23 protein-coding genes and 3 tRNA genes are annotated in these 24,276 nt (G+C 70.6%); 14 read left to right on the forward strand and 12 right to left on the reverse strand.

Annotated elements, in window-relative coordinates; all coding sequences use genetic code 11:
• Positions 1-355 precede the first annotated feature (355 nt).
• Positions 356-562 carry a developmental transcriptional regulator BldC gene (gene bldC, locus ACNNMR_RS24710; RefSeq protein WP_033321412.1) on the forward strand — a complete coding sequence of 69 codons (207 nt, stop codon included), beginning with the start codon at positions 356-358 and terminating at the stop codon, positions 560-562.
• A 415-nt stretch (positions 563-977) separates the two neighbouring features.
• On the opposite strand, the gene ACNNMR_RS24715 is transcribed toward bldC, so the two are convergent.
• From ACNNMR_RS24715 to hrpA, 3 genes are all read right to left on the reverse strand, one after another.
• Entirely contained in the window at positions 978-1,154 is a 177-nt protein-coding gene (locus ACNNMR_RS24715; RefSeq protein ID WP_419996873.1) for a DUF6274 family protein, read from the reverse strand.
• 128 nt (positions 1,155-1,282) lie between these two features.
• A tRNA-Asp gene (locus ACNNMR_RS24720) sits at positions 1,283-1,357 on the reverse strand.
• A gap of 85 nt (positions 1,358-1,442) precedes the next feature.
• Entirely contained in the window at positions 1,443-5,417 is a 3,975-nt protein-coding gene (gene hrpA, locus ACNNMR_RS24725; protein ID WP_419996874.1) for an ATP-dependent RNA helicase HrpA, read from the reverse strand.
• Positions 5,418-5,522: 105 nt separating this feature from the next.
• On the opposite strand from hrpA, the gene ACNNMR_RS24730 reads away from it, so the two are divergent.
• The gene (locus ACNNMR_RS24730; protein WP_419996875.1) at positions 5,523-6,590 is read left to right on the forward strand and encodes an ABC transporter permease; all 1,068 of its coding nucleotides are present in this window, start codon (positions 5,523-5,525) and stop codon (positions 6,588-6,590) included.
• Between the two features lie 25 nt (positions 6,591-6,615).
• Here ACNNMR_RS24730 and ACNNMR_RS24735 read toward each other — a convergent pair whose 3' ends face one another.
• The 4 genes from ACNNMR_RS24735 to ACNNMR_RS24750 all read right to left on the reverse strand — a co-directional run bounded on the left by ACNNMR_RS24735 (position 6,616) and on the right by ACNNMR_RS24750 (position 9,743).
• Positions 6,616-7,962, reverse strand: coding sequence for a ferric reductase-like transmembrane domain-containing protein (locus ACNNMR_RS24735; protein WP_419996876.1), 1,347 nt, complete (start codon positions 7,960-7,962; stop codon positions 6,616-6,618).
• 153 nt (positions 7,963-8,115) lie between these two features.
• Positions 8,116-8,189, reverse strand: a tRNA-Phe gene (locus ACNNMR_RS24740).
• 3 nt (positions 8,190-8,192) lie between these two features.
• Positions 8,193-8,267: transfer RNA gene (locus ACNNMR_RS24745), tRNA-Asp, on the reverse strand.
• 93 nt (positions 8,268-8,360) lie between these two features.
• Positions 8,361-9,743, reverse strand: coding sequence for a M14 family zinc carboxypeptidase (locus ACNNMR_RS24750; protein WP_419996877.1), 1,383 nt, complete (start codon positions 9,741-9,743; stop codon positions 8,361-8,363).
• A gap of 171 nt (positions 9,744-9,914) precedes the next feature.
• On the opposite strand from ACNNMR_RS24750, the gene ACNNMR_RS24755 reads away from it, so the two are divergent.
• From ACNNMR_RS24755 to ACNNMR_RS24785, 7 genes are all read left to right on the forward strand, one after another.
• Entirely contained in the window at positions 9,915-10,271 is a 357-nt protein-coding gene (locus ACNNMR_RS24755) for a PRC-barrel domain-containing protein (protein ID WP_419996878.1), read from the forward strand.
• A gap of 76 nt (positions 10,272-10,347) precedes the next feature.
• Positions 10,348-11,412 carry a LacI family DNA-binding transcriptional regulator gene (locus tag ACNNMR_RS24760; protein WP_419996879.1) on the forward strand — a complete coding sequence of 355 codons (1,065 nt, stop codon included), beginning with the start codon at positions 10,348-10,350 and terminating at the stop codon, positions 11,410-11,412.
• A gap of 78 nt (positions 11,413-11,490) precedes the next feature.
• Positions 11,491-11,763, forward strand: a complete 273-nt coding sequence (locus ACNNMR_RS24765) for a hypothetical protein (RefSeq protein WP_419996880.1) — start codon at positions 11,491-11,493, stop codon at positions 11,761-11,763.
• A gap of 6 nt (positions 11,764-11,769) precedes the next feature.
• Positions 11,770-13,044 (forward strand): hypothetical protein, encoded by a 1,275-nt coding sequence (locus tag ACNNMR_RS24770; RefSeq protein ID WP_419996881.1) that lies wholly within the window; start codon positions 11,770-11,772, stop codon positions 13,042-13,044.
• A 43-nt stretch (positions 13,045-13,087) separates the two neighbouring features.
• Positions 13,088-13,720 carry a hypothetical protein gene (locus ACNNMR_RS24775; RefSeq protein WP_419996882.1) on the forward strand — a complete coding sequence of 211 codons (633 nt, stop codon included), beginning with the start codon at positions 13,088-13,090 and terminating at the stop codon, positions 13,718-13,720.
• Positions 13,717-14,340, forward strand: coding sequence for a hypothetical protein (locus tag ACNNMR_RS24780; RefSeq protein WP_419996883.1), 624 nt, complete (start codon positions 13,717-13,719; stop codon positions 14,338-14,340). Before ACNNMR_RS24775 ends, ACNNMR_RS24780 begins: the two co-directional genes overlap by 4 nt.
• A 6-nt stretch (positions 14,341-14,346) precedes the next feature.
• Complete coding sequence (locus tag ACNNMR_RS24785; RefSeq protein WP_419996884.1) at positions 14,347-14,880, forward strand: hypothetical protein; 534 nt, start codon at positions 14,347-14,349, stop codon at positions 14,878-14,880.
• On the opposite strand, the gene ACNNMR_RS24790 is transcribed toward ACNNMR_RS24785, so the two are convergent.
• Positions 14,877-16,904, reverse strand: a complete 2,028-nt coding sequence (locus tag ACNNMR_RS24790; protein ID WP_419996885.1) for a glycoside hydrolase family 48 protein — start codon at positions 16,902-16,904, stop codon at positions 14,877-14,879. The genes ACNNMR_RS24785 and ACNNMR_RS24790 overlap by 4 nt on opposite strands.
• Positions 16,905-16,955: 51 nt before the next feature.
• Entirely contained in the window at positions 16,956-17,921 is a 966-nt protein-coding gene (locus tag ACNNMR_RS24795; RefSeq protein ID WP_419996886.1) for a glycoside hydrolase family 6 protein, read from the reverse strand.
• A gap of 358 nt (positions 17,922-18,279) precedes the next feature.
• Here ACNNMR_RS24795 and ACNNMR_RS24800 point away from each other — a divergent pair, with 358 nt between their 5' ends.
• Positions 18,280-19,659: a glycoside hydrolase family 6 protein gene (locus ACNNMR_RS24800; RefSeq protein ID WP_419996887.1), complete on the forward strand. Its 1,380-nt coding sequence runs from the start codon at positions 18,280-18,282 to the stop codon at positions 19,657-19,659.
• On the opposite strand, the gene ACNNMR_RS24805 is transcribed toward ACNNMR_RS24800, so the two are convergent.
• The 3 genes from ACNNMR_RS24805 to ACNNMR_RS24815 all read right to left on the reverse strand — a co-directional run bounded on the left by ACNNMR_RS24805 (position 19,656) and on the right by ACNNMR_RS24815 (position 21,555).
• Positions 19,656-20,096 (reverse strand): hypothetical protein, encoded by a 441-nt coding sequence (locus ACNNMR_RS24805; RefSeq protein ID WP_419996888.1) that lies wholly within the window; start codon positions 20,094-20,096, stop codon positions 19,656-19,658. The two genes, ACNNMR_RS24800 and ACNNMR_RS24805, sit on opposite strands and share 4 nt — an antisense overlap.
• 61 nt (positions 20,097-20,157) lie before the next feature.
• Positions 20,158-20,781, reverse strand: coding sequence for a LysE family translocator (locus ACNNMR_RS24810; RefSeq protein WP_419996889.1), 624 nt, complete (start codon positions 20,779-20,781; stop codon positions 20,158-20,160).
• A 51-nt stretch (positions 20,782-20,832) separates the two neighbouring features.
• Positions 20,833-21,555, reverse strand: a complete 723-nt coding sequence (locus ACNNMR_RS24815) for a TetR/AcrR family transcriptional regulator (protein WP_419996890.1) — start codon at positions 21,553-21,555, stop codon at positions 20,833-20,835.
• Between the two features lie 100 nt (positions 21,556-21,655).
• Here ACNNMR_RS24815 and ACNNMR_RS24820 point away from each other — a divergent pair, with 100 nt between their 5' ends.
• The 4 genes from ACNNMR_RS24820 to ACNNMR_RS24835 all read left to right on the forward strand — a co-directional run bounded on the left by ACNNMR_RS24820 (position 21,656) and on the right by ACNNMR_RS24835 (position 24,241).
• Positions 21,656-23,047 carry a serine hydrolase domain-containing protein gene (locus ACNNMR_RS24820; protein WP_419996891.1) on the forward strand — a complete coding sequence of 464 codons (1,392 nt, stop codon included), beginning with the start codon at positions 21,656-21,658 and terminating at the stop codon, positions 23,045-23,047.
• Positions 23,048-23,154: 107 nt separating this feature from the next.
• Entirely contained in the window at positions 23,155-23,520 is a 366-nt protein-coding gene (locus tag ACNNMR_RS24825) for a DUF2089 domain-containing protein (RefSeq protein WP_419996892.1), read from the forward strand.
• Entirely contained in the window at positions 23,517-23,777 is a 261-nt protein-coding gene (locus tag ACNNMR_RS24830; RefSeq protein WP_419996893.1) for a hypothetical protein, read from the forward strand. The genes ACNNMR_RS24825 and ACNNMR_RS24830 overlap by 4 nt, the downstream gene beginning before the upstream one ends.
• Before the next feature lie 38 nt (positions 23,778-23,815).
• Positions 23,816-24,241: an SHOCT-like domain-containing protein gene (locus ACNNMR_RS24835; RefSeq protein ID WP_419996894.1), complete on the forward strand. Its 426-nt coding sequence runs from the start codon at positions 23,816-23,818 to the stop codon at positions 24,239-24,241.
• Positions 24,242-24,276 lie beyond the last annotated feature (35 nt).

Raw genomic sequence — 24,276 nt, forward strand, 5'->3', positions numbered from 1 at the left:
AATAGGACAAGGAGCCCGGGAGGGTTGTCCGGCATCCAACTTCGGGCGGATTGCCGGATATTGATCTTTCTGGGGGGCCTTGTGGCCACTGATGGCGCTGTGACTGATCGTCACGATGACGTGACTGTCCGTTATGGCACGGTCCATCGGCTTCCGCTGGGGTTGAACACCTCAGAGGGCAATTCCGTCGGTTTGAGCCACGGCGCTGGACAGATGGTGTAGTTGTAGTGCCGAGGACAAGCCGTTCGTCCTATAACCGACTCGTCCCGCGTCCCGCCATTTCGGGCAACGCGGGTCAAGGTGCAGAATTTAGAGGAAAGAACCGAGAACGTCGGTTCTCCCGAGGAGGCCGCTCATGACCGCTCGCACCCCTGATGCCGAGCCGCTGCTGACCCCAGCTGAGGTTGCCACGATGTTCCGCGTCGACCCGAAGACGGTCACGCGCTGGGCAAAGGCCGGCAAGCTCACGTCGATCCGCACGCTCGGCGGGCACCGCCGCTACCGCGAGGCCGAGGTCCGCGCGCTGCTGGCGGGCATTCCGCAGCAGCGTACCGAGGCCTGAAAGGCGCATATATCGGCATTTCCGGGACCCCCATCCCGGTAGCCGCACAAGCACCACGGCGACGCGCAGCGTCGCGGATCGCGCTGGACTCCGCCGGGTCCAGCGCGATTCTCTTTTGCCCGCGTACGGGGCCGGCGGCGCCGGTGCCGCGGGGTGAGGGCGGGGCCGGGGCTGCCGCGGGCTCGCCCTCGGCTCGGTAACCCATGGGTCTGGTGGGGCTGATGGGGCACCTCGTCGCTGAGGTGCAATTGCACATATCAAATTGACCGGGTCTAAGCGGGGGCTAAAGTTCCCCAATTCAGAACCGCTTTGGTGACTCCCGTCACGCTGCAGCGCTGTTGCCGCTCAGCACAGCGCTGCGGTAGAGGAGACCGGCTCTTCCTGCTGATCACAGCCTTCCACCGCTGGTGCGGTGTCAGGCCTGGCTTTGGTCACTGGGTGGGGGGACCTTGGTCCCTTCCTGCGCCATGGCGAGGCGCAGCAGCTGATGGCATATCGGGCAGTGCCGCGTCAGATGCCGGTAGGAGCTCGCCGCGGCCAGATGGGCACGCAGCAGCGCCCGCGTCTCATGCCGCTTCCGCACCGCCGTCATATGCCCTACGTAGCTGCCGCATTGCGGGGAGTCAAGATGGGCGACGAGAGGTCTGGACCGGGCGGAGGCGGGTCCAGGACATGCAGAAGGGCCCGTCCCCGGGTGGGGGACGGGCCCTTCACTTGCTGCGGTCCTGACGGGATTTGAACCCGCGGCCTCCACCTTGACAGGGTGGCGAGCACTCCAAACTGCTCCACAGGACCTGGGAGCCGCGCCGCAGAACGCGGCGTGCGAGAACTGACTGTACCCCAGGTCAAGGGGTGCGGTCGAACTGGATCCCCTAGCCCTTTAGCGGGCCGGGGGGACCTGGGCGTCGATTGCCTTCACGATGCGCTTGTCCGAGATCGGGTAGGCCGTGCCCAGGGCGTGCGCGAAGTAGCTGACGCGCAGCTCCTCCAGCATCCAGCGGATGTCGCGGACCGCGGCCGGCACCGGCCGGCCCGGCGGCAGCTGCTCCAGCAGCCAGGCGTACTCGTCCTGCATCTCGTGCACCTTCGCCATCCGCGCGGCGTCCCGCTGAGCGTTCGTGGGGAGCTGCGTCAGGCGGCGGTCGGCGGCGACGAGATAGCGCATCAGGTCCGGCAGCCTACGGACGCCGTGCTCCGTCACGAAGCCGGGCTTGATGAGCGCCGCCAGCTGATTGCGTACGTCCGTCAGCGACGGGAGGAGCACCGGGCTCTTGATGGACTTCAGCCGCCCCTCGCAGGAGTGCCAGGCCGCCAGGACCTCCTGCGTCTGCCGGATCGTCGCCATCGTCGCGTCGACGATGTCGGCCCGTACCGCGTCGAAGAGCTTCTTGAAGCTCTCCTCGTCCCACGCGGGCCCGCCGTTCGCCGCGATCAGCCGGTCCGCCGCCGCCGTCGTGCAGTCCTCGAAGAGCGCCTGGACGCTGCCGTGCGGGGAGCGGGAGAGGGCGAGCTTCTGCTGGTTGCTCAACGTGTCGTTGGCGAACTTGGCGGGGTTGGAGGGCAGGTTCAGGAGGATGAGGCGGCGGGTGCCGCGCCACATGGCCTCGGCCTGCTCGGGCTCGGTGTCGTAGAGGCGCACGGCCACCGTCTCGCCCTCGTCCACGAGCGCCGGGTACGCCTTGACCGGCTGGCCGCCGCGGCGGGTCTCGAAGGTGCGGGGGAGGGCGCCGATGGTCCAGGAGGTCAGGCCTGTGCGCTGCATGGGGGCGGCGGGGGCGCCCTCCGCGTCGCGGGTCGTCGAGGCCTGCTCGAAGGCCTTGTTGATGGCGGCGCGGGTCTTCGGCTTGAGCTTGATCCGGAGGGTCTCCAGGTCCTTTGCCTCCGCGATTTTGCGACGCCGCTCATCCGAGACCCGGAAGGTGATCTTGAGGTGGTCCGGGACCTTGTCCCAGTCGAAGTCCTCGGGCGAGATCCGGACCCCGACCATGCGCTGGAGGTCGCGCGCCATCGCCGTGGTCAGCGGCTCCTGCAGCGGCACCGCCTGGTCCAGGAAACGTTTCGCGAAGTTCGGCGCCGGCACGTAATTCCGCCGGATCGGCTTCGGGAGGGAGCGGATCAGCTCCGTCACCACGTCCTCGCGCAGGCCCGGGATCTGCCACTCGAAGCCGTCCGACGACAGCTGGTTCAGCACCTGCAGCGGTACGTGGACGGTGACGCCGTCGGCGTCCGTGCCCGGCTCGAATTGGTACGTGACGCGCAGCTTCAGCTTTCCCTGGCGCCAGCTGTCCGGATAGTCGTCCTTCGTGACGCCCTCGGCCCGCTCGTTGATCAGCATCGATTTCTCGAAGCCCAGCAGGTCGGGCTCGTCGCGCTGCTTCTTCTTCCACCAGGAGTCGAAGTGGGCGCCGGAGACGATGTCGGCCGGGATGCGCTGGTCGTAGAAGTCGAAGAGGGCCTCGTCGTCGACCAGGATGTCGCGGCGGCGGGCGCGGTGCTCCAGCTCCTCGACCTCGGTGAGCAGCTTGCGGTTGTCGGCGAAGAACTTGTGGTGGGTGCGCCAGTCGCCCTCCACCAGCGCGTTACGGATGAAGAGGTCGCGGGAGGTCTCCGGGTCGATGCTCCCGTAATTGACCTTGCGCTCGGTCACGATCGGGACGCCGTAGAGCGTGACCCGCTCCAGCGCCACGACCGCCGCGCGGTCCTTCTCCCAGTGCGGCTCGCTGTGGTTGCGCTTGACCAGGTGGCCGGCGAGCGGCTCGATCCAGTCGGGCTCGATCTTGGCGTTGACCCGGGCCCAGAGGCGCGAGGTCTCCACCAGCTCGGCGGACATCAGCCAGCGCGGCGTCTTCTTGAAGAGCGCGGAGCCGGGGAAGACCGCGAACTTCGCGCTGCGGGCGCCCAAGTACTCGTTCTTCTCGGTGTCCTTCAGGCCGATGTGCGAGAGCAGCCCGGCCAGCAGCGACTGGTGGATGCGGTCGCCGTCGACCTCGTCGCGCGCCTCATTGAGGGTGATGCCCATGGTCTTCGCGACCGTGCGCAGCTGGTGGAAGATGTCCTGCCACTCGCGGATCCGCAGGTAGTTCAGGAACTCGCGCTTGCACATGCGCCGGAACGCCGACGACGACAGCGCCTTCTGCTGGTCGCGGACGTACCGCCAGAGGTTCAGGTACGTCAGGAAGTCCGACGTCTCGTCCCGGAAGCGGGCGTGCTGCTGGTCGGCCTGCTGCTGCTTCTCGGCGGGGCGCTCGCGCGGGTCCTGGATGGACAGGGCGGCGGCGATGACCATGACCTCGCGGATGACGCCGTTACGTTCCGCCTCCAGCACCATGCGGGCCAGGCGGGGGTCGACCGGGAGCTGGGAGAGCTTGCGGCCGGTTGGCGTCAGACGCTTCTTCGGGTCTTTCTGGGCCGTGTCGAGGGCGTGCAGCTCCTCCAGGAGCTGGACGCCGTCCTTGATGTTGCGCCGGTCCGGCGGGTCGATGAAGGGGAACTTCTCGATGTCGCCGAGCCCGGCCGCGGTCATCTGCAGGATGACGGAGGCCAGGTTCGTACGGAGGATCTCGGCGTCGGTGAACTCGGGCCGGGTGACGAAGTCGTCCTCGCTGTACAGCCGGATGCAGATGCCGTCCGCCGTACGGCCGCAGCGGCCCTTGCGCTGATTGGCGCTGGCCTGCGAGATCGGCTCGATGGGGAGGCGCTGCACCTTGGTGCGGTGGCTGTAGCGGGAGATGCGGGCGAAGCCCGGGTCGATGACGTAGCGGATGCCCGGGACGGTCAGTGAGGTCTCGGCGACATTCGTGGCCAGGACAATGCGGCGGCCCGAGTGGCGCTGGAAGACGCGGTGCTGCTCGGCGTGGGAGAGGCGGGCGTACAGCGGGAGGATCTCGGTGTTCCGGAGTCTCTTCTTCTCCAGCGCGTCCGCCGTATCGCGGATCTCGCGCTCGCCGGAGAGGAAGACCAGGATGTCGCCGTCGCCCTCGCGCTGCAGCTCGGCGGCCGCGTCACAGATGGCGGTGACCTGGTCGCGGTCGTCGGCGTCCGAGTCCTCCTCCAGGAGCGGCCGGTAGCGCACCTCCACCGGGTACGTACGGCCGCTGACCTCGACGATCGGAGCGTCGCCGAAGTGCCGGCTGAAGCGCTCCGGGTCGATGGTCGCGGAGGTGATGATGACCTTGAGGTCGGGCCTGCGCGGGAGGAGTTGGGCGAGGTAGCCGAGCAGGAAGTCGATGTTGAGGCTGCGCTCGTGGGCCTCGTCGATGATGATCGTGTCGTACTGGCGCAGCTCGCGGTCCGTCTGGATCTCGGCGAGCAGGATGCCGTCCGTCATCAGCTTGACGAGGGTGTCGCTGCCGACCTGGTCGGTGAACCGGACCTTCCAGCCGACGGCCTCGCCGAGCTGCGTCTTCAGCTCCTCGGCGACGCGCTCGGCCACCGTACGGGCGGCGATGCGGCGGGGCTGCGTATGCCCGATCTGGCCGCGGACGCCGCGGCCGAGCTCCAGGCAGATCTTGGGGATCTGGGTGGTCTTGCCGGAGCCGGTCTCGCCCGCGACGATCACGACCTGGTGGTCGCGGATCGCCTCGAGAATGTCGTCCTTCTTCTGGCTGACCGGGAGCTGCTGCGGATACGTGATCGCCGGGACGGCGGCCCGGCGGCTCTCGGCGCGGAGCTCGGCGGCGCCTATGTCGTCCGCGATCTCTTTGAGCACGGCGGCGCGCGCCTCGGGTTTGCGGATGCGGCGGGCGCCTTCGAGGCGGCGGCCGATGCGCTGCTCGTCGCGGAGGGTGAGGGCGGCGAGGCGGGGGCCGAGGGCGGCGAAGGTCGGTTCGGCGGATGCGGCAGGCGGAGTGGACATACGTAGGTCAAGGATCTCACCTGCGGGTCGGGACAGGCGAATCATTTCAGCGGCCCGGCCGGAGGGGGTGCTTGGTGGACATCTATCCTGATTTATGGTCATAGCGTGACTGAGCACCGCCGCGAACCCACCCTCGGCTCCCGCTGGGAGCACTTCCGCCACTCGCCCTTCTTCGCCGCCGCGGTGCTGGTGCTGCTGCTCGCCGCCGGTGCCGGGCTCTTCGCGGGCTCGTACACGGCGGCGATGGCGAACCCGACCCCGCACCGGATCCCGGCGGCGGTCGTCGGCGAGCCCGACTCGGAGCCGAAGGCGCAGGCCTTCACCCAGGGCCTGGAGAAGGCGCTCAATGCCTCGCTCGACCTGCGCCGCTACGACTCGTACGCGGCCGCCGAGGACGCCGTCGAGCAGCAGCAGGTCTTCGCGATCATGGAGGTGAAGCCGGGGGGCTCGGTCCGCTTCGACCTCGCGAGCGCGACCGGCGCGTCCGTGGCGCGGGTGCTGACGGCGACGGTGCCGAAGGTCGGCAAGGCGGTGGACGTGCCGGTGCAGGTACGGGACATCAAGCCGATGCAGTCGGGGGATCCGCAGGGCCTGGCGCTCTTCTACATCTCCCTGGCCGCGGTGATCATCGGCTTCATGGGGGCGATCCAGCTGAGCGTGCACGCGCGGACGCTGCAGCCGCTGGAGCGGATCGCCTTCACGGCGGCGTATGCGCTGCTGGGCGGCTTCGCGATCTACGCGGTGGTGGATCTGCTGCTGGGGGTGATCGAGCTGCCGTTCCCGCAGTCGTGGCTGATCCTGGCGCTGACGATGTTCACGTCCGGGATGGTCTTCACGATGTTCAACACCCTCTTCGGGCGCTGGGCGATCATCCCGACCTGGGTGCTGATGGTGCTGGTCGGCAACCCGTCCTCGGGCGGCGCTGTCTCCTGGCCGCTGCTGCCCTCCCCGCTCGGCGAGATCGGCCGCTTCCTGCCGCCGGGCGCCTCGGTGAACGCGCAGCACACGGCCGTGTACTTCGCGGGCCACCAGCACGTCTTCCCGTACGTGGTGCTGGCGGCGTGGGCGATCGTGGCGACGGCGGTCTTCTGGATCTGGCGCCACCGCCACCCGGGCGGGCGCGAGGCCGGGGCGCCCGCGCATGCCGCGGCCTCGGGGGCGGCGGCGGGCTAGGCGAGGGGGCTAAGCGACGAGAGGGCTAAGCGAAGCTTTCCGTGTGGATACGGCGCGCCGGGACGCCCGCGCGCCGCAGGGACTCCGTCGCCGCCGTGGTCATGCCGGGCGGGCCGCAGACGTACACGTCGTGCGCGGTCAGGCCGGGCACCAGGCCGGTGAGGGCGGCGGGAGCCAGGGGGTTGTACGGGCCGTCCGACGGGCCGAGCAGATAGTGCAGCCGGGCGCCGCGCGCCGCGGCCAGCGCCTCCAGCTCGCCGGTGAGCACCAGGTCCTGCGCCGCGGTCGCGCGATAGAGCAGGGTGAGCTCGCCGGGCCGGGCGGGCAGCGTCTCGTACAGCGTCCGCAGCGGCGTGATCCCGGTGCCGCCGGCGACCAGCAGCACCCGCCGCCTGGTGCGCCGGTGTGCGGTGAGGGCGCCGAACGGGCCGGTGGCCAGCACCCGCACGCCGGGCCGCAGCCGCCGGATCCGCCGGGTGTGGTCGCCGGCCGCCTTGACGGTGATGCGCAGGGTGTCGCCGCCCGGCGGCGCCGACAGCGAGAACGGCAGCGCGGTGCGCCACAGCCGCCGGGTGAGGAAGCGCCAGCGGAAGAACTGCCCGGACTCGGCGCCCAGTTCCGCCAGCCGCTCGCCGGCCATGGTGATGCTGACGACGCCCGGGCCCTCGACCCGTACCTCCGTCACCCGCAGCTCGTGCCGGAGCGCCTGCCGTGCGGGGGCCACGAGCCGGTAGTGGATCAGCAGTGCGGCGACGGTGGCGTGCAGCAGCGACCACAGCCATACGGTGACGGGGCTGCCGGAGAGGTCGGGCCCGGCCGGCTGGTGGAGGAAGCCGAGCGCGCCGCCCGCGTACGCCAGCAGGTGCACCGCCCGCCACGTCTCGTGCCGCACCCGGCTCCGTATCCCGCGGGCGGAGGCGGCGGCGACGGCGATCAGCAGGGCCGTGCCGGCGGTGGCGGCGGCGATCGCGGGGTCGCCGAGCAGCTCGGCGGTCGCGGCGACGAGGTCGGTCTCGCGGTGGACTGCGTGCGCGGCGAGCGCGAGGACGGCGTGGGCGAGCAGCGAGGTGAGCACCCAGCGGCCGAGGCGCGCGTGCCAGCGGGCGAGGCGGTCGGCGCCGACGCCGTGCTCGATCGCCGGCACCCGCGCCGTGAGCAGCAGCATGACCAGCACCCCGTACCCCGCGAGCAGCCCGCAGCCGTGCGCGGCGGTGGCGAAGAGCGCGTCGGGGCGGGCGGAGGGCCGCAGCTGTACGAGCCAGAGCAGCAGCACGGCCGCCCCGCCCGTCCCGAGCCCGCGTGCGAGGGTGCGGGCGGGGACGCGGTGGGGGGTCGGCGGGGCGGCCTGTGTGGGGGGTGCTGCGGTGCTCACGGGGGCACACGCTACGAGTGGGGCGGGAGGGCGAATCCGGCGGAAAGGGGCGCGGGCGCGATCCTTAGGGCGCGGTTAAGGGCGGGCTCGGGGTCGGTTAACCGGAACCGCAACGAAAAAGCCCCCTCCGGCTATCCGGAAGGGGCTTCGCTGTGGCTGGGGCCGGGATCGAACCGGCGACCTACCGCTTTTCAGGCGGTCGCTCGTACCAACTGAGCTACCCAGCCGCGCGGTCCTGACGGGATTTGAACCCGCGGCCTCCACCTTGACAGGGTGGCGAGCACTCCAAACTGCTCCACAGGACCTTGCTGCGCGACGTACGTTCACTTGCGCGAGAGACAGTCTCGCACAGTCCGAGGCGTGCTCCAAACCGGATTCGTCCGCCGCTCAGTCCCCGCTCAGTCCCCGTGCACCGCGTGATCGGCGGCCGCCAGCAGCGCCGCGTACTGGACCCCGGCGAGCGCGGCGATCGGGATGGGGGAGCCGTGCAGCGGCTCGGCGTCCTTCTCCCAGTCCTGGTAGCGCTCCGCCAGCCGCCGGTGCAGCCGGCGGACGGCGGGCGGGGCCGTACCGGCGGCGAGCTCGGCGGCCAGGGCGCGCAGCAGCATGCCGCCGAAGCGGATCCGGCAGCTGTGTACCGAGGCACGGCAGGAGTAGCGCTCGGAGACGGTGGCCGGCCGGTCCTCGGCGGCCGCGGCGCGGGCCGCCTCCACGTCGGCGTCGGCGATCAGGCCGGGGGCGAAGGATTTCGTCGCGCGCAGGAACGGGGAGTCGATCGTCAGGTACGGCTCCGCGGCGTCGAGGACGTCCTTCAGGAAGGCGCCGGCCTCGCGCAGCGCCGTGGCGCGCTCGCGGAGGATCTCCGGGTAGCGCTCCGGCGTGGGGGTGGGGTCGTCGGCGTCCGGGTGCGACCAGTGCGGTACCTCGGTGACGAAGTAGAAGGTGCCGTACGGCTCCGCGTACGAGGCGCTGGAGGCGCCGGCGATGCGGGCGGCGGGGTCGTCGCCGTGGGCTTCGAGGTAGTCGTACGCGGCGCGCATGTCGATGGAGCCGTAGACGGCCGGGGCGTACACCGGGACGTGCGGCGCCTCCGGCTCGCCGGTGGCCAGCGGGAGGCCGGCGGCGGTGGGGATCTCGGCGAGGGTGGCGTAGAGGGCGGGGGCGGGGCGGTTCAGGTAGTAGTAGACGCCGCCCTCCTCGCAGTTGTGCAGGGTGGAGAGGAAGCGCGGCCGGGTGGCGTCGATCAGCCGCATCAGGGCGAAGGTCTCGGGCAGCGCGGCGTCGAAGTAGGCGTCGCGGTAGCTGAACGGGAAGGTCCACTCGACCTGTTCGTGGCCCGGCGGGCGGTAGAAGGAGCGGCCGTAGCGGATGCGGTCGGCCGGGGCCTGGAACCAGTCCTCGTTGAGGCGGGCGCCGTCCGGGTCGATGCACGGCACGATGTGCCAGGTGGCGCCGTAGCGGCCGCGGAGGGCGTCGTCGGCGCACAGCGAGCTCGCCAGGTGGAGGGCGGTGACCGCGCCGACGGGCTCGTTGGGGTGAACTCCGCCCACCACGACCAGGTCGCTCGCGCCCGCGCCCACCGTGAAGCAGTACAGCGGCTCGCCCAGCCGCGATGTGCCGATCCGCCGCTCGGTGATCAGTGCCGGATATCTGGCGGCGAGCTCGCGGAAGGAGTCGAGGAGCTCGTCCACGCCCGGGTAGTGATCGGTCGCTGGTACGGAGGTCACGTGCCGCGTCCAGTGGGCGGGGTCGTGCGATATGGGGGCGGGCTCGTGGCTCATCCGCTCTCTTCCTGCAGTTTGTGTGCCGTCACCGAGGTACCGCACCTGGAGCGGATACGCAATGTGCCCTGCCACAGACGCGCAGTGCGCGACCGTGTCCGAAATGCGCGTAATGCTGGATTGCGGACTACTGTGGCCCGCAGACGTACGGGCGGCGACCGAGGAGGCTCGGTGTTTCCAGCGCAGGACATCCGGCAGTGGGTCGGACAGGGGGTCAGAGGGGCCGACGGCGGCAAGATCGGCGAGCTGGAGGCGATCTACGTCGACACCCGCACCGACAGGCCCTTCTTCGCCACGGTCAAGACCGGGATGCTCGGCAGCCAGCGGCTGGTCTTCGTGCCGCTCCTCGACGCCACCGTCAGCCCCGGCCATCTCAATGTCGCCTTCGAGAAGCGGCAGGTCAAGGACGCCCCGGCGATCGCCACGGACGGCGAGCTGCCGGCCGACGCGGAGCCGGACGTGTTCGGGCACTACGGGATGGCGTACGAGGCCGGGGGCGCGGGCGAGCGGCGGCTGGCGCGCCGCTGAGCTCCCGCGGGAATGGAGTAGGTTCGACAGCGTTCGACAGGCGCGAACAGGCGCCACGGGGCGGGGAGGAGAGCGCATGGCGGGCAGGACGATGCGCGGCGGGGGCCGGCCCACGCTGGAACAGGTGGCCGCGCTCGCAGGGGTGGGGCGGGGCACGGTCTCGCGGGTCATCAACGGCTCCGCCAAGGTCAGCGAGCAGACCAGGGCCGCCGTCCAGCGCGCGATAGCCGACCTCGGTTACGTCCCCAACCGCACCGCCCGCGCCCTCGCCGCGGGCAGCGCCGACGCGGTCGCGCTGGTGATACCCGAGCCGGAGACCCGCCTCTTCGCCGAGCCGTACTTCTCCGGCGTGATCCGCGGCGTCAGCGCCGCCCTCTCCGCCGCCGACAAGCAGCTGCTCCTCGCCCTCATCGGCACCCCGCAGGAGCGCGAGCGCCTCTCGCACTACCTCAGCCGCGACCGCGTCGACGGCGTCCTGCTGGTCTCCGTACACCAGGACGACCCGCTCCCCGCCCGTCTTGAGCAGCTCGGCCTGCCGGTGGTCCTCAACGGCCGCCGCCACGCGGAGGAGCCGCTCCCGTACGTCGACTCGGACAACACGGGCGGCGCCCGCGCGGCCGTCGAACACCTCCTCACCCGCGGCCGCCGCGCGATCGCGACCATCACCGGACCGCTGGACATGTACGTCGCCCAGTGCCGCCTCGACGGCTGGCGCCAGGCGCTCACCGCGGCGGGTCTCGCGGAAGGCCCGGTGGCCCACGGCGACTTCACCGAGGACGGCGGCCGCCGCGCGATGCGGGAGCTGCTCGACCAGGGGCGGGAGTCGGGGGCGGCGCCGGACGCGGTCTTCGTGGCCTCGGACCTGATGGCGGCGGGCGCGCTGCAGGTGCTGCGCGCGGCGGGGCTGCGGGTGCCTGGCGACGTGGCTGTGGTGGGCTTCGAGGACTCTCCGGTGGCCCGGCACATGGACCCGCCGCTGACGTCCGTACGACAGCCGACCGAGGAGATGGGGCAGGCGATGGTGCGAATGCTCCTCGACCGGCTCGGCGAGCACCCCGCCGGGGCCGGAGCCGGCGGCACAGGGCGGGGCACTCCGAGCCTCGTGCTGCCGACCGACGTCGTCATACGCGCCTCCGGCTGAAACGCGTCCCGCGTATGCTGTCCCGGCGATCGCGGCCAAAGCGCCGCCCGAGCATGGATTCACCCCGGGGGTGCCGATATGGGCGACAGTGACCTGATAGTCGACTACAGCGAGCTGGAATCGCTGAAGAAGAACTTCGCCACCCTCAGCCGGGAATTCAACAACTGCGGGTCGAATCAGGACTCGATGGGTGATGCATACGGAAGCTACGCCATCCGGAATGCAATGGAAGATTTCGCGGACAACTGGGACGACCACCGCAAAGAGCTTACTGACCAGCTGAAGAAGACCGAAGAGCACGTCAAGAAGATCATCAAGGGCTTCAACAAGGTCGACAACGGGGAGGGGTGACGCACCGTGGGAAACCGACCCGTTGACTGGTCCCCGATCGCCGACGCGGACCCGACCCCCGGCGACCCGTACGAGGTCCGGCAGGAAGCCAAACGGCTCGAGGACATCGCCGCCACCATCCGGGACCAGGTGAAGCTGCTCCGCGAGGCGGGGAAGGCCAAGAACCTCAAGGGCCAGTACGCCGACAAGCTCAAAGAGGGCGCCGAGGACCTCGCCGACAAGCTCAGCAAGGCCGAGGGCAGGTACGACAAGGTCGGCGACCACCTCAGGGAATGGGCGAAGGAGCTCGAACACGCCCAGGAGCTGACCCGCAAGGCCCTCAGCCACGCCAAGGTGGACCCGAAGGACGAGGACCGGGTCAAGGATGCCAAGGGCAAGATGGGCGAGGGCATCCGCCACTACGTGAGCCTCGGCGGCAAGATCGCCAACAAGATCGACGATGCCATCGACGACGCGGTCGAGGACGGCTTCTTCGACGACGTGGTCGGCTGGGTGAAGGACCACGCCGAGGGGTTCAAGCTCTTCCTCGACGTGCTCAGCTGGATCGGCACGGCCCTGGCCATCGTCTCGATGTTCATTCCGGGCGTGAATCTGCTGGTCATCATCGGCATCGGCATCGGCCTGGCGGTGGTCGCCGGGAGGGCGCTGCTGGTGGCGGCGGGCGAGGCCACCTGGATGGATGTCGCGATCGACTCCATCGGCCTGCTCAGCTTCGGCGCCGGGAAGATCGCGATGGCCGGTCTCAAGGGCGCAGGCGCGACCGCGAAGGCTGCCGCCTCGACGAGCCGCGTGGCCAAACTGAAGGACGGCCTGGCGGCCACCAAGTTCATGCGCAACCGCCTCGCCACCGCGCTGGCGGGCGCCTCGGACGACGCCTCGAAGGCCGCCATCAGGTCCGAGATGAATACCCTGCGGAAGCTGATCTCCAGGGACGCCGGAAAGGTCGCGGACGGTGCGCCCCCGGTCGGGAAGTTCGCCAAGGCCGCCAACCTCGGCGACGATGAGGCGTACGGCGTCTACAAGAACGTGATGACGAACGCCAGCCGCTTCCCGGACGCCGTTCCCGGCGGCGCCGTCACCGGGGCGAAGGTGGCCTACGGAGCCGCCGCGACCGCAGCCTGGGCCGGGATCGGCTCGGACGTGGGCGACAAGGTCCTGGGCGACAACGACACGCTCAACTGGGTCGGCGAGCACACCGGCGGCTGGAAAAAGGACAGCTGGGACGCGTACAACGACTTCAAGGGCAACACCTGGCAGGCCCCGGCCCGCTCGGCCTGGTAGCGGCGACCACGAGACGCGACGACGAGACGCAGGGATTCAGCACGTGCAGATTCCGAAGATGGCGGTGGACGGCTACTCCGTCCTCATGCCCCCCGGGTGGGACCGTATCCCGCTGACGTCGAAGCCGGAGACCCAGGACGCGATCAAGACGATCGTGGACAAGGCCATCGCCGGGAACGTGGATCCCGCGGCCCCCAAGGACCGGGTGACGGATGCCCGGCTGGAACTGCACAAGCGGCTGAACCGGACCGCGACGGAAGCCAGGCGCAAGAACGGCATCGACATCTACATCCCCGTGGAGCCGATCCGTGGCTTCCTCGCCCCCGCCTCGTTCCTGGTCTCCAAGATCACCCCGGGGGTCGCCGCGCAGGTCTCCCCGGCCGAGACCATGCGTCATCTGACCAAGGACTTCGGGCCCTCGGAGGACGTCACGCTGGACGGTGTGGCGGGCGTCCGCTGTGAGCGCCTCGTCCCCGCAAAGCCCGGCGACGAGGATTCGGCGCCCAGCCGGCAGGTGACCTATGTGGTGCCGGTGCCGGACCCCGAAGAGGTGAGCGAATGGCTCGTCATCTCGTTCACGCTGCTCACCCCCGAGGGTCTTCCGAGAGAGTTCGCCGAGCTGCTGAGCGAACTCTTCGACGCCTCAATGACCACCTTCCGCTGGAGCCCAGCATGAGCATTCCGTACGCACTCGATTTCACCGAAGACCCCGCGCCGGAAGCCTGGCTCGCTATTCCGGTCATCGACGGGAAGGGCGCGGACCGGCAGCGGCGCAAGTGGGCGAAAAAGACTGCCGAGTTGCGGTGGGCACTGGCGGAGGAAGGCCCGCGCGACAAGAATGACGTGAAGTGGCTGGCGAGCGTGCTCGAAGGATTCTCCGAGCAATTTCCGGCGAAGATCCCGATGCAGTATCTGTTCGCCTACGCCCCTGATCTGCGTCGGCCGATTCTGCCGTTCTTCGTCTACGCGGTAGAGTCCGGCGGCCCCGTGGACGACGTCCTGGACGAGATCGTGCAGCGCAACGAGCCCGGGGCGGCGCAGGACCCGGAGATCGTCGAATTCAGCACGGACAACCTCGGCAAGGGCCGCCGCTCGATCCGCTACTTCGTCCCGAAGGGGGGCGAGGCCCTCCTCATGTCCGTCAACTACGGCTGGCGCGTGGACTCGCACGGCCTCGACCTGTCCCTGCGCACCGTCGCCGACGACCTCGGCTGGGTGACCGCGAACGTAGACGCGTTCGACGAGTTCGCCCGCCGTCTGAAGGTGGTCCACCCCAACGAGATCGCGGTGGACTGACCGATCGTGTACATCCCCCGCAACGCCCTCAGCGGCAGCCGCCGCAGCCGCCTGGTCAACAGCGCGCTGCTCACCGTGCCGGCGACCCTGCTCGGCGTGGTGCTGGCCGCCGTGGCCCTGAACTCGACCGACCGGCCCATGGCGCTGGCCGCCTTCGCCGCGACCTCGGCTTCGGCGTTTCTGATCACCTGGTGGTGCGTCCGCTTCTGGTACGTGAACTACCGCGCGGACGGGACCTCGGAACCCCCGGAGGACCCCGCCGCCTGGCCGTGGCTGCCGGCTCCCGCGGTGCTCGCCGCGATCTTCCTCGTCACCGGCGTCCGGGCGCTGCGGGACGGCGACGCCGGCTCGGCGGTCGGCAGCTTCGCCTTCGGCGGCTTTCTGCTGCTGATGACGTGCCTGCTGCTCTTCCTGCAGCTGATCGGCGTGCGGGAGCGGCGCTCACAGGCACGGCAGGCTACTGCCGCCGCCCGGAACGCCGCCCAGCCGCCAGGCCCGCAGCACCCTCAGCGGGCCTGGGGATCGATCGACAGGCGCTAGCCGGCCGCGGGGAAGAGTTCCGCGTAGACGGCGAAGGCGATCGCGATGCCCGCCTGGGCCCAGAAGCGGTGGTACGTGAACTCCGGTGCCGCGCCGCCGTCGAGGAAGGCCTGCACCTTCGGCCAGTCGGCGTCGTCCTGGTACCAGGAGCGCAGGCCCGCGAAGGTCACGCCCGGCTTGATCTCATCGCCGTTCGGCATCGTCCCCGACCAGCCCGCCGGCACGTACACCTCGTCGCCGAAGCGCTTGTAGTCGGCGCGGGTCTCCGGGACCGCGATGCCCTTGGCGTCGGCCTTCGCCGCCATCGCGTCGAGCAGGCCCTTCGCCAGCGCGGCGACGTCCGCGTCCTGCGCCTTGGCGGCGTAATACGTGAGCGTCTTGGCGAGCGCGGCCGCGACGCCGACGTCCTGGGACTTCTCCGCGACGGAGACCTTCAGGCCCGCATTGCCGCCGGGGCTCGCCGGGTCCCATGTATCGGGCGCCCCGCTCCAGCTCAGCGTGGCCGGGATGGCGTAACTCTCCCCGCTCACCTCCGTGTTCTTCGCCGCCCACGGCACCCACTTGTCCAGCACCGCCTTCGCGTCGGCGTCCCCGGTGACGTAATACAGCTCCGCCACCCGCTCCATCGCCCACACCTGCATGCCGAACCAGTTGTTGCTCGGCGGGTCGTGGTAGACCGGCTGCCAGTCGTACGCCATCCCGTAGAAGGTCGGCGTCCCGGCCGGCGGCGCCCCGTACTGCCCCTCCCAGCTATTGGTGCAGCCGCCCGCGATGGCCCCGTCCGGGGACTGCAGCCAGCGGTAGAACTCCAGCTGCCGCTTCAGGCTCTTCGCCCAGTCCTCCTTCGCCGTCGGGGACTTGGGGGTGAGTGCCGGGTCGTTGGCCAGGGCCCAGGCGGCGAGGGGGTTCTGGTAGCCCTGGTGGGCCGCCGAGTCGCCGATCCGCCAGGCCCAGCCGCCGCCCGGCTCGGCGCCGCCCCAGGCGTAGTACCAGGACAGCAGGTAGTGCTGGGAGTCGCGTCCGGACCCCGGCGTGCAGCCCGTCGGGCTGGTGCAGTCGCCGATTTTCTTGAAGTACTTGTCGAAGGTCGCGTAGCGCAGGTAGTCGCCCATCTTGGCGGCCTTGGCCACCGAGGCGGAGATCTGCGCCTGATTGCCCTGGTCGGTGGCCCATTGGTTGGCCCAGTACGCGGCCTGCACCGCCCGCGCGTCGGCGTCCGGGGCGTTGGTGTACTTCCACTGCTTTGCGTACGCGGAGTCCTTGACGAAGAGGTCGAGGTAGCCGTTGGTCCCGCCGTGCTTGAACAGGTCCGTGGTCGGCTGCGGTATCGTCTCCCACACCGACTCCTGTGCGCCGCGCTGGTAGCTGTTGATGTACGAGGGGCCGGCGCCGGGGCCGTTCTGGCCGCCGCTGCCCGGGGTGTTGCCGTAGCCGTACGTGTTGTCGACGTCCAGCAGCCAGTGCATGCCGTAGACATCCGCGGTGCCGTACGCGGAGTTCAGCTCGGCGGCGATCGGGTCGGCGCCCGATTTGGCGGCGGGGTCGAGGGCGGACGGGTATTTGGTGACGTCCGGCCACTCCGGGATGTAGGTGGCGGGGGCCGACGGGTTGTACGAGCCGTTGGTGGGCTGGTCGGCGGCGGTCGGGATGATGTACTTCTCCGTCACCGCCCAGGCCTCGTTGAACGGCCCCCAGCTGCCGGTGACCCGCCCGTACGCCGCCTCCAGCCACATCCAGTAACTGAAGGCTTCCGAGGTGGTCTGGTGCCCGTGGTCGGGCGCCTCGACGATCAGCGTCTCCACGCAGTGGTACGGGATGCCGTCCGGGCTGAAGTAGCCGTTGGCCGGGTCCTTGATCTTCTCGTACTGGGTCAGGAACAGCTCGTCGTACGGGCCCGCGGCGGCGGCTCGCGCGCTGCCGCGCAGCCCGTCGTTGGTCTGTGCGCGCGCGGTGAGCGGGGCCGCGGCGGCGAGCAGTGCGGCGCTGCCGAGCGCGGCGCCGAACTCTCTTCGTGACAGAGGCATGACAGATCTCCTGTGAGGGGGGTAGCTGGGGGGATTGCTTGCGCGGGCGGGTCAGTTGGTGGCGAGTGCGTACGCGAGCGCGGGGTCGAACTGCCCCGCCTGCGCCGCGCAGCCGTCCGCCTCGCCGGGCGGCTTGACCCACAGATACGCGTCGACGGCGGCGTCGCCCGGCGCGAGTGCGGGGTTCTGGCCGAGCGCCCGGCCCTGCGGGTCGCACCACTCGCCGTTGGAGCCGTTGCCGTTGCGGCTGGTGTCCACGACGAGGCCCAGGTCCTGGTCGCCGATCGCGGCCAGGATCTGCTTGCCGTACGCGACCTCGGCGTCGGTCGGGTTGAAGTTGGAGACGTTGGTGTAGACGCCGTCGGCATCGGTCACCCCGGCCGCCTTGAGCCGTGCGGCCTGGTCGGCGGCGCTGTTCCAGCCCGAGTGGCCGCCGTCGAGGTAGACGCGGGCGGCGGGGTCGGCGGACTTGAGCGTGGTGACGGCCTTGTGCAGGGCCGCGTTGCGGGCGGCGAGCTCGTCCGGGTTCAGGCAGGTCTGCAGGGCCAGGGAGTCGGTCTCCAGGATGATCAGGACCGGGTGGTCGCCGAGCCCGGCGGCGATCTTCTCGATCCAGCCCTGGTACGCGGTGAGGTCAGGGGCACCGCCCGAACTCGGGCCGCCGCAGTCCCGGTTGGTGATGCCGTATACGGACATCACGGGGATCTTGTCGCCGGCGGCGGTGACGTAATCCGACACCTCCTGCTGGACGGTGTCCGGGCGGAAGTTGGCGAACCAGCGGGCCTGGGGCTGGGAGGCGATGCGGTCGGCTATGACCGGCTGCCGGGAGTCGCCGGGGTTGGCGGCGACCCAGCGCTTGACCTGGGAGTTGGGGTCGACGTAGAGGCCGTCCGCTTCGGGGGCCGCCGCAGGGGCCGCTTCGGCCAGGGCCGATGGCGCGAACGGGATCAGCGCGGCGACGCACGCCAGCCCGGCGAGGGCCAGGCCGACGCGGCGCCGTGGGGGGTTGGGAGGCATGGAGGTGTGCTCCTTGAAGGCTGCTCGGCTGCGGTGAACCACCGCCCGGCGACACCGGCACGCCCGGCATCACAAACCGAACGATTGGAGCGCTCCCACACGCCAAGGACCGTAGCGGCAACGGGAGTTGCGTACAACCCTTGACGTCAAGTTCCGCCGAGACCTCTTCCGGTTGTGTTACGGCGCTGATACGGTCATGTCAATGGGAGCGCTCCCACGCACAGTTCCTGAGAACAGCGTGTCCGCACAGCCGCACGTCCCGGGGTGACCTGTCCCGCGTTCAATCCCACACGTGCCACTGCCCCGCGAGCCAGGTGCCCCGGTCCCCACGACGAGTAGCAGAAAGGGACCTCGCTCCATGACCCCCATAACCCCCAGACGCGGCCGCCGTGCTTTGCCGGCCGCGGCTGCCCTGGCCCTGGCGCTAGGGCTCACCGTGACCACCCAGTCCTCAGGTGCCGTACCCCCCGAGGACACCGCCGCGGCCGCCGCCGCGCAGGCCGACAACCCCTACGAGGGCGCCAAGCCCTACGTCAACCCCGACTGGTCGGCGAAGGCCGCCGCGGAGCCGGGCGGCGGCGCCGTCGCCGACCAGCCCACCTTCGTGTGGATGGACCGGATCGCCGCGATCGAGGGCACCGGGGGCGCCCGCGGCCTGCGCGCGCATCTCGACACCGCGCTCGAGCAGGGCGCCGACCTGGTGCAGATCGTCATCTACGACCTGCCGGGCCGCGACTGCGCCGCGCTGGCCTCCAACGGCGAGCTCGGCCCGACCGAGATCGACCGGTACCAGAGCGAGTACATCGACCCGATCGCCGAGATCTACAAGGACCCCAAGTACGCGGACCTGAAGATCGTCAACATCATCGAGCCCGACTCGCTGCCCAACCTGGTCACCAACGCCGACCAGCAGCCGGGCGCGACCGAGGCCTGCCGGGTGATGAAGGCGAACGGCAACTACGAGAAGGGCGTCGGCTACGCGCTGCACACCCTGGGCGCGGTCCCGAACGTCTACAACTACGTCGACGCCGGCCACCACGGCTGGCTCGGCTGGGACACCAACCTCGGCCCGGCGGTCGATGTCTTCAAGAAGGCCGCGACGATCTCCGGCGCGACCGTGGCCGACGTCGACGGCTTCATAGTCAACACCGCGAACTACACCGCGACCACCGAGCCGTACTTCAAGGTCACCGACACGGTGAACGGCACCACCGTGCGGCAGTCGAAGTGGGTGGACTGGAACCAGTACGTGGACGCGCAGTCCTTCGCCCAGGCCCTGCGCGAGATGGCCGTCAGCAAGGGCTTCGCGTCCGACATCGGCATGCTGATCGACACCGGCCGCAACGGCTGGGGCGGCGCGGACCGGCCCTCGGGTCCGGGCCCGATGACCTCCGTGGACGACTACGTGAACGGCGGCCGCATCGACCGCCGCATCCACCTCGGCAACTGGTGCAACCAGACCGGCGCGGGCATCGGCGAGCGGCCGACGGCGGCGCCCGCGGCCGGCATCGACGCGTACGTCTGGGCCAAGCCGCCGGGGGAGTCGGACGGCTCCAGCAAGGAGATCCCGAACGACGAGGGCAAGGGCTTCGACCGTATGTGTGACCCCACGTACGAGGGCAATCCGCGCAACGGCAACAACCCCCCGGGCGCGCTGCCGGACTCGCCGCTGGCCGGGCACTGGTTCTCCGCCCAGTTCCAGCAGCTGGTGCAGAACGCCAATCCTCCGCTGTCCTAGCCGGCGTTCCGCCGCGGGCAGTCGTAGCCGGACGGGACCGCGTACAGCCGGGCCTCGAACCGGTCGCCGACCTTGGCGCCCGGTGACGGGCTCTGGAAGCACACCCGCCAGTCGTCGATGTCCGTCTTCGGCATCCGCCGCACCTTCGCGTCATTGACGGCGCTGGTGGTGCTGATGATCGTGGCCCCGGCGCGCTTCAGCTGTTTCACCGCGGCACCGTGGGCGCCCTTCCGTACGTCCGGCATCTCGCCGGGCTTCGGGCGGGCGCCCTCTCCGGCGTCCTGTCCGGCGACCGTGGCGGGCTTGTTGGCGGCGGGCTGCCCGCTGTCGTCGGGCTCGACGACGAGGGCGGCCACCGCGGCGAGCACGACCACCGCGGCGCCGAGCGCGGCCGGGTGGGGGAGAGGCAGGGAGCCGCCCTGCACGCGGTGTGGCATGCGACCACTCCCTGATGGGGCAGTAGCGGGACCGCCCTGGTCGGGGGCGGGGGCCCGCAGCCTACCGCGCGTCCGCCGCGAGCCGAAGACCCAGCGCGATCAGCACCGTCCCGCACACCTGCTCAAGCCGCTTGCGCACCCCGGCCCGCGCCAGCACGCTCTTCAGCCGCTGCACGCCCCACACGTATACGGCGTAGTAGGCGACCTCGTACGCGGCCCAGATCGCGGCCAGCGCGACCGTCGTCGCCAGGTGCGGGGCGCCGTGCGGCACGAACTGCGGGAGGAAGGACATCGCGAAGACGCCGACCTTGGGGTTGGCGAGGTTCACCAGCAGCGCCGTGCGGTACGCGCGCCGCGGCGACGGCTCCGTCGCCCCCTCCTCGGCGAAGCCCTCCGCGCCCCCGCGCCGGGCCGACCGCAGCGCCTGTACGCCGAACCACAGCAGCACCGCGGCGCCGACATAGCGCATCACGTCGTACGCCACCTCGGACGCGGCCAGCAGCGCGGTCAGCCCGCAGGCCGCGATCACGCCCCACAGGAAGACGCCGGTCTCATTGCCGAGCACCGCCGCCATCCCGGCGCGCCTGCTCTGCAGCGACTGCCGGATGATCAGCACCGTGGAGGGGCCGGGAGTCGCGGCAATCAGTGTGCAGGCACCGAGGAAAGCGAGCAGTGAAGTCACCATCGCGCCATCCTGGCGAGGACCGGCGGTGCGGCGCCAGCGATTTCCGCGGCGTCAGCGGAGCCGGGCCGCGAGACCGTCCAGCACGCGCTCCAGGCCGTACGCGAAGCTCTCGTCCCGGATCCGCTGCGGTGGCAGGTCCGCGCGGGCGGAGCGGCCGGCGCGCAGCCGCGGGTGTTCCTGGGAGGCCTCGTCGAAGGCGGGGCGCAGGCCCGCGACCCACTCCTGCTCGGTCTTGCCGCTGCGGGCGATCAGCGAGAGATAGGCGGCCTCGGGGGTCGCGGTGCCGATGACGTACGCCATCAGCGTCCCCATCGCCTGATCCATCTCGTCCGCGGGAAAGCCCGCCGCCTCGAACTGCGCGAGCAGCCCGGACGCCATCCGTGTGGCGTTCGGGCCGATGTGGATGAGGCCGACCTGGCCCAGCTCGGGGGCGATCCACGGGTGCCGCAGGACCATGGCCCGCAGCTGGCCCGCGGTGCGGGTGGTGGCTTGGCGCCAGGAGGTCCTGTCGGTGACGGCCGGGACCTCCGGCTCGCCGTGCACGTCGTCCACGGCGAGCTCGATCAGCTCCTGCTTGTTGGCCACATGCCGGTACAGGGAGGTGGCCCCCGCGTCCAGGCGCGCGCCGAGCCGGCGCATGCTGAGCGCCGCGATGCCCTCCGCGTCCAGCAGTTGGACGGCCTCGGCGACGATCAGCTCGCGGGTCAGATGCTCGCGCTGCCGGGGGCGCGGCCGGGTCCACACCGAGGCGATCGGGTTCTCGTCGTCCGACATGACCTCTATGGTGCACGTCGTGCGGGCCTTGCGCACATCATTCGCCTGTGCGCACACTGTGCGCATCAAGCGAACGGTGCACGCACCAGGGGGAGTTGGCATGTCAACGAGCACAATCAAGGTGGATCTCGCCCACTGGCAGTCCCGCCTCGACCAGCTGCGCGCCGAGCATCACGTGCCGGGCGCCGCCCTCGCCGTCCTCGTCGACGGCGAGGTGCACGAGCTGGCGAGCGGGGTGCTGCACCGCGGCACCGGCGTGGAGGCGACGACCGACTCGGTCTTCCAGATGGGCTCCATAGCGAAGATCTACACCTCCACCCTCGTCATGCAGCTCGCCGAATCGGGCCAACTCGACCTGGACGCCCCGGTCGTGGACGTGCTGCCGGAGTTCTCGGTCGCCGACCCGGAGGCCACCAGAACGATCACCACCCGCCGGCTGCTCAGCCACACCGGCGGCCTCACCTGCGACTTCACCCACGACAGCGGCCGCGGCGACGACTGCCTCGCCAAGTACGTGGAGGCCGCGAAGGGCGTCGCGCTCGACTGCCCGCCGGGCACCGTCATCTCGTACAGCAGCGTCGGCTACAACGTCCTCGGCCGGATCATCGAGGTGGTGACCGGCAAGGTCTGGGACCAGGCGCTGAAGGACCTGCTCCTCACCCCGCTCGGCCTCACCCACACCATGACGCTCCCCGAGGAGGCGCTGCGCTTCCGCGCCGCGATGGGGCACCTGGGCGAGCCCGGCGAGGAGCCGGACCCGGCGCCCGAGTGGGACCTGATGCCGCGCTCGGCGGGCCCGTACGGCCGGGTCATCGCCAGCGCCGGGGACCTCGCGAGGATCGCGCGCATGCATCTCGCGGGCGGGGTGGGCGAGAACGGGACCCGGGTGCTGTCCGAGGAGACCGTCGCGCAGATGCAGCGCCGGGTGGTGGACTGCCCCGACAAGTGGACGGTCAGCTCGGACGGCTGGGGCCTGGGCTGGACGCTGTACGACTGGAACGGCGTCGGCGGCTACGGCCACGACGGCGCCTCCATCGGCCAGTACGGCTACCTGCGCGTGGTGCCGTCCGCAGGCGTGGCGGTCGCGCTGCTCACCAACGGCGGCGGTGCGCGCGAGGTGTACACGGAGCTCTACCGCGAGCTGCTGGCCGAGCTGGCCGGGGTGACGATGCCGGCGCCCTTCGCCCCGCCGGCCACCCCGCCCGCGGTCGACTGGGCGCCGCTGGTGGGCACGTACAGGCGCGAGGGCGTGGTCATCACGGTGACGGAGAAGGACGGCGCCGGGCACGCGCGCTACGAGTTCGTCGACGGCATGAAGGACATGTCCCCGCCGCTGAACATCGACCTGCTGCCGGTGACGGACACGGTCTTCGCCGGTACGGGCGTGGGCGCGGCCTTCAGCACGGACTACACGCCGGTGGTCTTCGCCACGCTCCCGGACGGCACCGGCTGCTGCTACATCGGCATGCGCTGCGGCCCGAAGGTCGCCTAGTCACGTCAAGGTGTGAATTAAGAATCTCAAACCCTGTGAGTTGACTCCTTAAAAATCTCAAGGTAGACCTGAAGCATGCAAAGGTCGCCGAGAGTGAGGAGCCGAGGGTGGACTGGCAGGACCTGACGGACCTGACGCGCGGCCGGCCGTTCGAGGTCGAGCGAGTCCGCCTGGCCGACAGCGGCGTCGCGATCGAGGGGCGGTTCGAGCCGCCGCAGCTGGCGCAGCTCAGCATGGACGACCAGGTATTTGTGGCCGCGTTCGTCCGGGCGCACGGCTCCATCAAGGAGATGGAGCGGATCTTCGGCGTGAGCTATCCGACGGTCAAGTCCCGGCTGAAGCGGATCGGCGAGCACCTCGACTTCGTCGACGTCGACCCGGCGCCCAACGACGCCGCCGATGTCGTCGACCGCCTGCGCCGCGGCGAGATCAGCACCGAGGACGCGCTGGCCGCCTTGGAGCGGCCGCAATGATGCCGCAGCTGGTGACGGTGCGGGTGCGGCGCACCAACGGCCGCCGGGTGCGGCTGTTCGTCCCGGTCGTGCCGGTGGTGCTGGTGCTGTCGCCGCTGCTGCTGCTCGCCGTGCTGGGCGGCTGCATCGCGTGCCGCATCTACGGGATCCCGCCAGGGGCGGCGCTGCGCGGTTACGGGCGGGTGGTGTGGGCGCTGCCCGGCACCCGCTTCGAGATGGCGGAGGGCCGGACGGCCGTGCTGGTCAGCGTCAGATGACGTCACACCCAAGTCCAAGCAGGAGCAGGAGCACACCCATGAATGAGCAGCGACGCCAGATCCTGGAGATGCTGGCCGAAGGAAAGATCACCGCCGACGAGGCCGAGCGGCTGATCGAGGCGCTGCAGCGCGACGAGCCCGCCGCGCCGACCGGGCCGGCCGCGGGCAAGAAGGCCAAGTACCTGCGTGTCGTCATCGACGCCGCCGACGAATCCGGCGCCGACGGCGCGAGCCGGATCAACATCCGCGTACCGCTGCAGCTGCTCCGCGCCGGCGTCCGGCTCACCAGCCTGCTCCCGCCGGTGGCCATCACCAAGGCCAACGCGGAGCTGAAGAAGGCCGGCGTCCCCATCGACCTCGCCGAACTCAAGCCGCAGCACTTGGAGGACCTGGTCGACCACCTCGACGACGTCATCATCGACGTCGACGACCCCGGCTCCAAGGTGCGCATCTTCTGCGAGTGACGTTCCCTCGCAGCCCCATCTGATTCAAGCCTTCA

Source organism: Streptomyces boninensis, assembly GCF_048572725.1.
Classification (GTDB): Bacteria; Actinomycetota; Actinomycetes; order Streptomycetales; family Streptomycetaceae; genus Streptomyces; species Streptomyces boninensis.

What these genes read in the sequence shown, in the direction of transcription:
- bldC (WP_033321412.1), top strand. Translation starts at nt 356, where the DNA reads ATGACCGCTCGCACCCCTGATGCCGAGCCGCTGCTGACCCCAGCTGAG.
- ACNNMR_RS24810 (WP_419996889.1), bottom strand. Translation starts at nt 20,781, where the DNA reads ATGGTGACTTCACTGCTCGCTTTCCTCGGTGCCTGCACACTGATTGCC.
- ACNNMR_RS24780 (WP_419996883.1), top strand. Translation starts at nt 13,717, where the DNA reads ATGAGCATTCCGTACGCACTCGATTTCACCGAAGACCCCGCGCCGGAA.
- ACNNMR_RS24820 (WP_419996891.1), top strand. Translation starts at nt 21,656, where the DNA reads ATGTCAACGAGCACAATCAAGGTGGATCTCGCCCACTGGCAGTCCCGC.
- hrpA (WP_419996874.1), bottom strand. Translation starts at nt 5,417, where the DNA reads ATGTCCACTCCGCCTGCCGCATCCGCCGAACCGACCTTCGCCGCCCTC.
- ACNNMR_RS24760 (WP_419996879.1), top strand. Translation starts at nt 10,348, where the DNA reads ATGGCGGGCAGGACGATGCGCGGCGGGGGCCGGCCCACGCTGGAACAG.
- ACNNMR_RS24765 (WP_419996880.1), top strand. Translation starts at nt 11,491, where the DNA reads ATGGGCGACAGTGACCTGATAGTCGACTACAGCGAGCTGGAATCGCTG.
- ACNNMR_RS24815 (WP_419996890.1), bottom strand. Translation starts at nt 21,555, where the DNA reads ATGTCGGACGACGAGAACCCGATCGCCTCGGTGTGGACCCGGCCGCGC.
- ACNNMR_RS24805 (WP_419996888.1), bottom strand. Translation starts at nt 20,096, where the DNA reads ATGCCACACCGCGTGCAGGGCGGCTCCCTGCCTCTCCCCCACCCGGCC.
- ACNNMR_RS24800 (WP_419996887.1), top strand. Translation starts at nt 18,280, where the DNA reads ATGACCCCCATAACCCCCAGACGCGGCCGCCGTGCTTTGCCGGCCGCG.
- ACNNMR_RS24750 (WP_419996877.1), bottom strand. Translation starts at nt 9,743, where the DNA reads ATGAGCCACGAGCCCGCCCCCATATCGCACGACCCCGCCCACTGGACG.
- ACNNMR_RS24830 (WP_419996893.1), top strand. Translation starts at nt 23,517, where the DNA reads ATGATGCCGCAGCTGGTGACGGTGCGGGTGCGGCGCACCAACGGCCGC.
- ACNNMR_RS24790 (WP_419996885.1), bottom strand. Translation starts at nt 16,904, where the DNA reads ATGCCTCTGTCACGAAGAGAGTTCGGCGCCGCGCTCGGCAGCGCCGCA.
- ACNNMR_RS24715 (WP_419996873.1), bottom strand. Translation starts at nt 1,154, where the DNA reads ATGACGGCGGTGCGGAAGCGGCATGAGACGCGGGCGCTGCTGCGTGCC.
- ACNNMR_RS24835 (WP_419996894.1), top strand. Translation starts at nt 23,816, where the DNA reads ATGAATGAGCAGCGACGCCAGATCCTGGAGATGCTGGCCGAAGGAAAG.
- ACNNMR_RS24795 (WP_419996886.1), bottom strand. Translation starts at nt 17,921, where the DNA reads ATGCCTCCCAACCCCCCACGGCGCCGCGTCGGCCTGGCCCTCGCCGGG.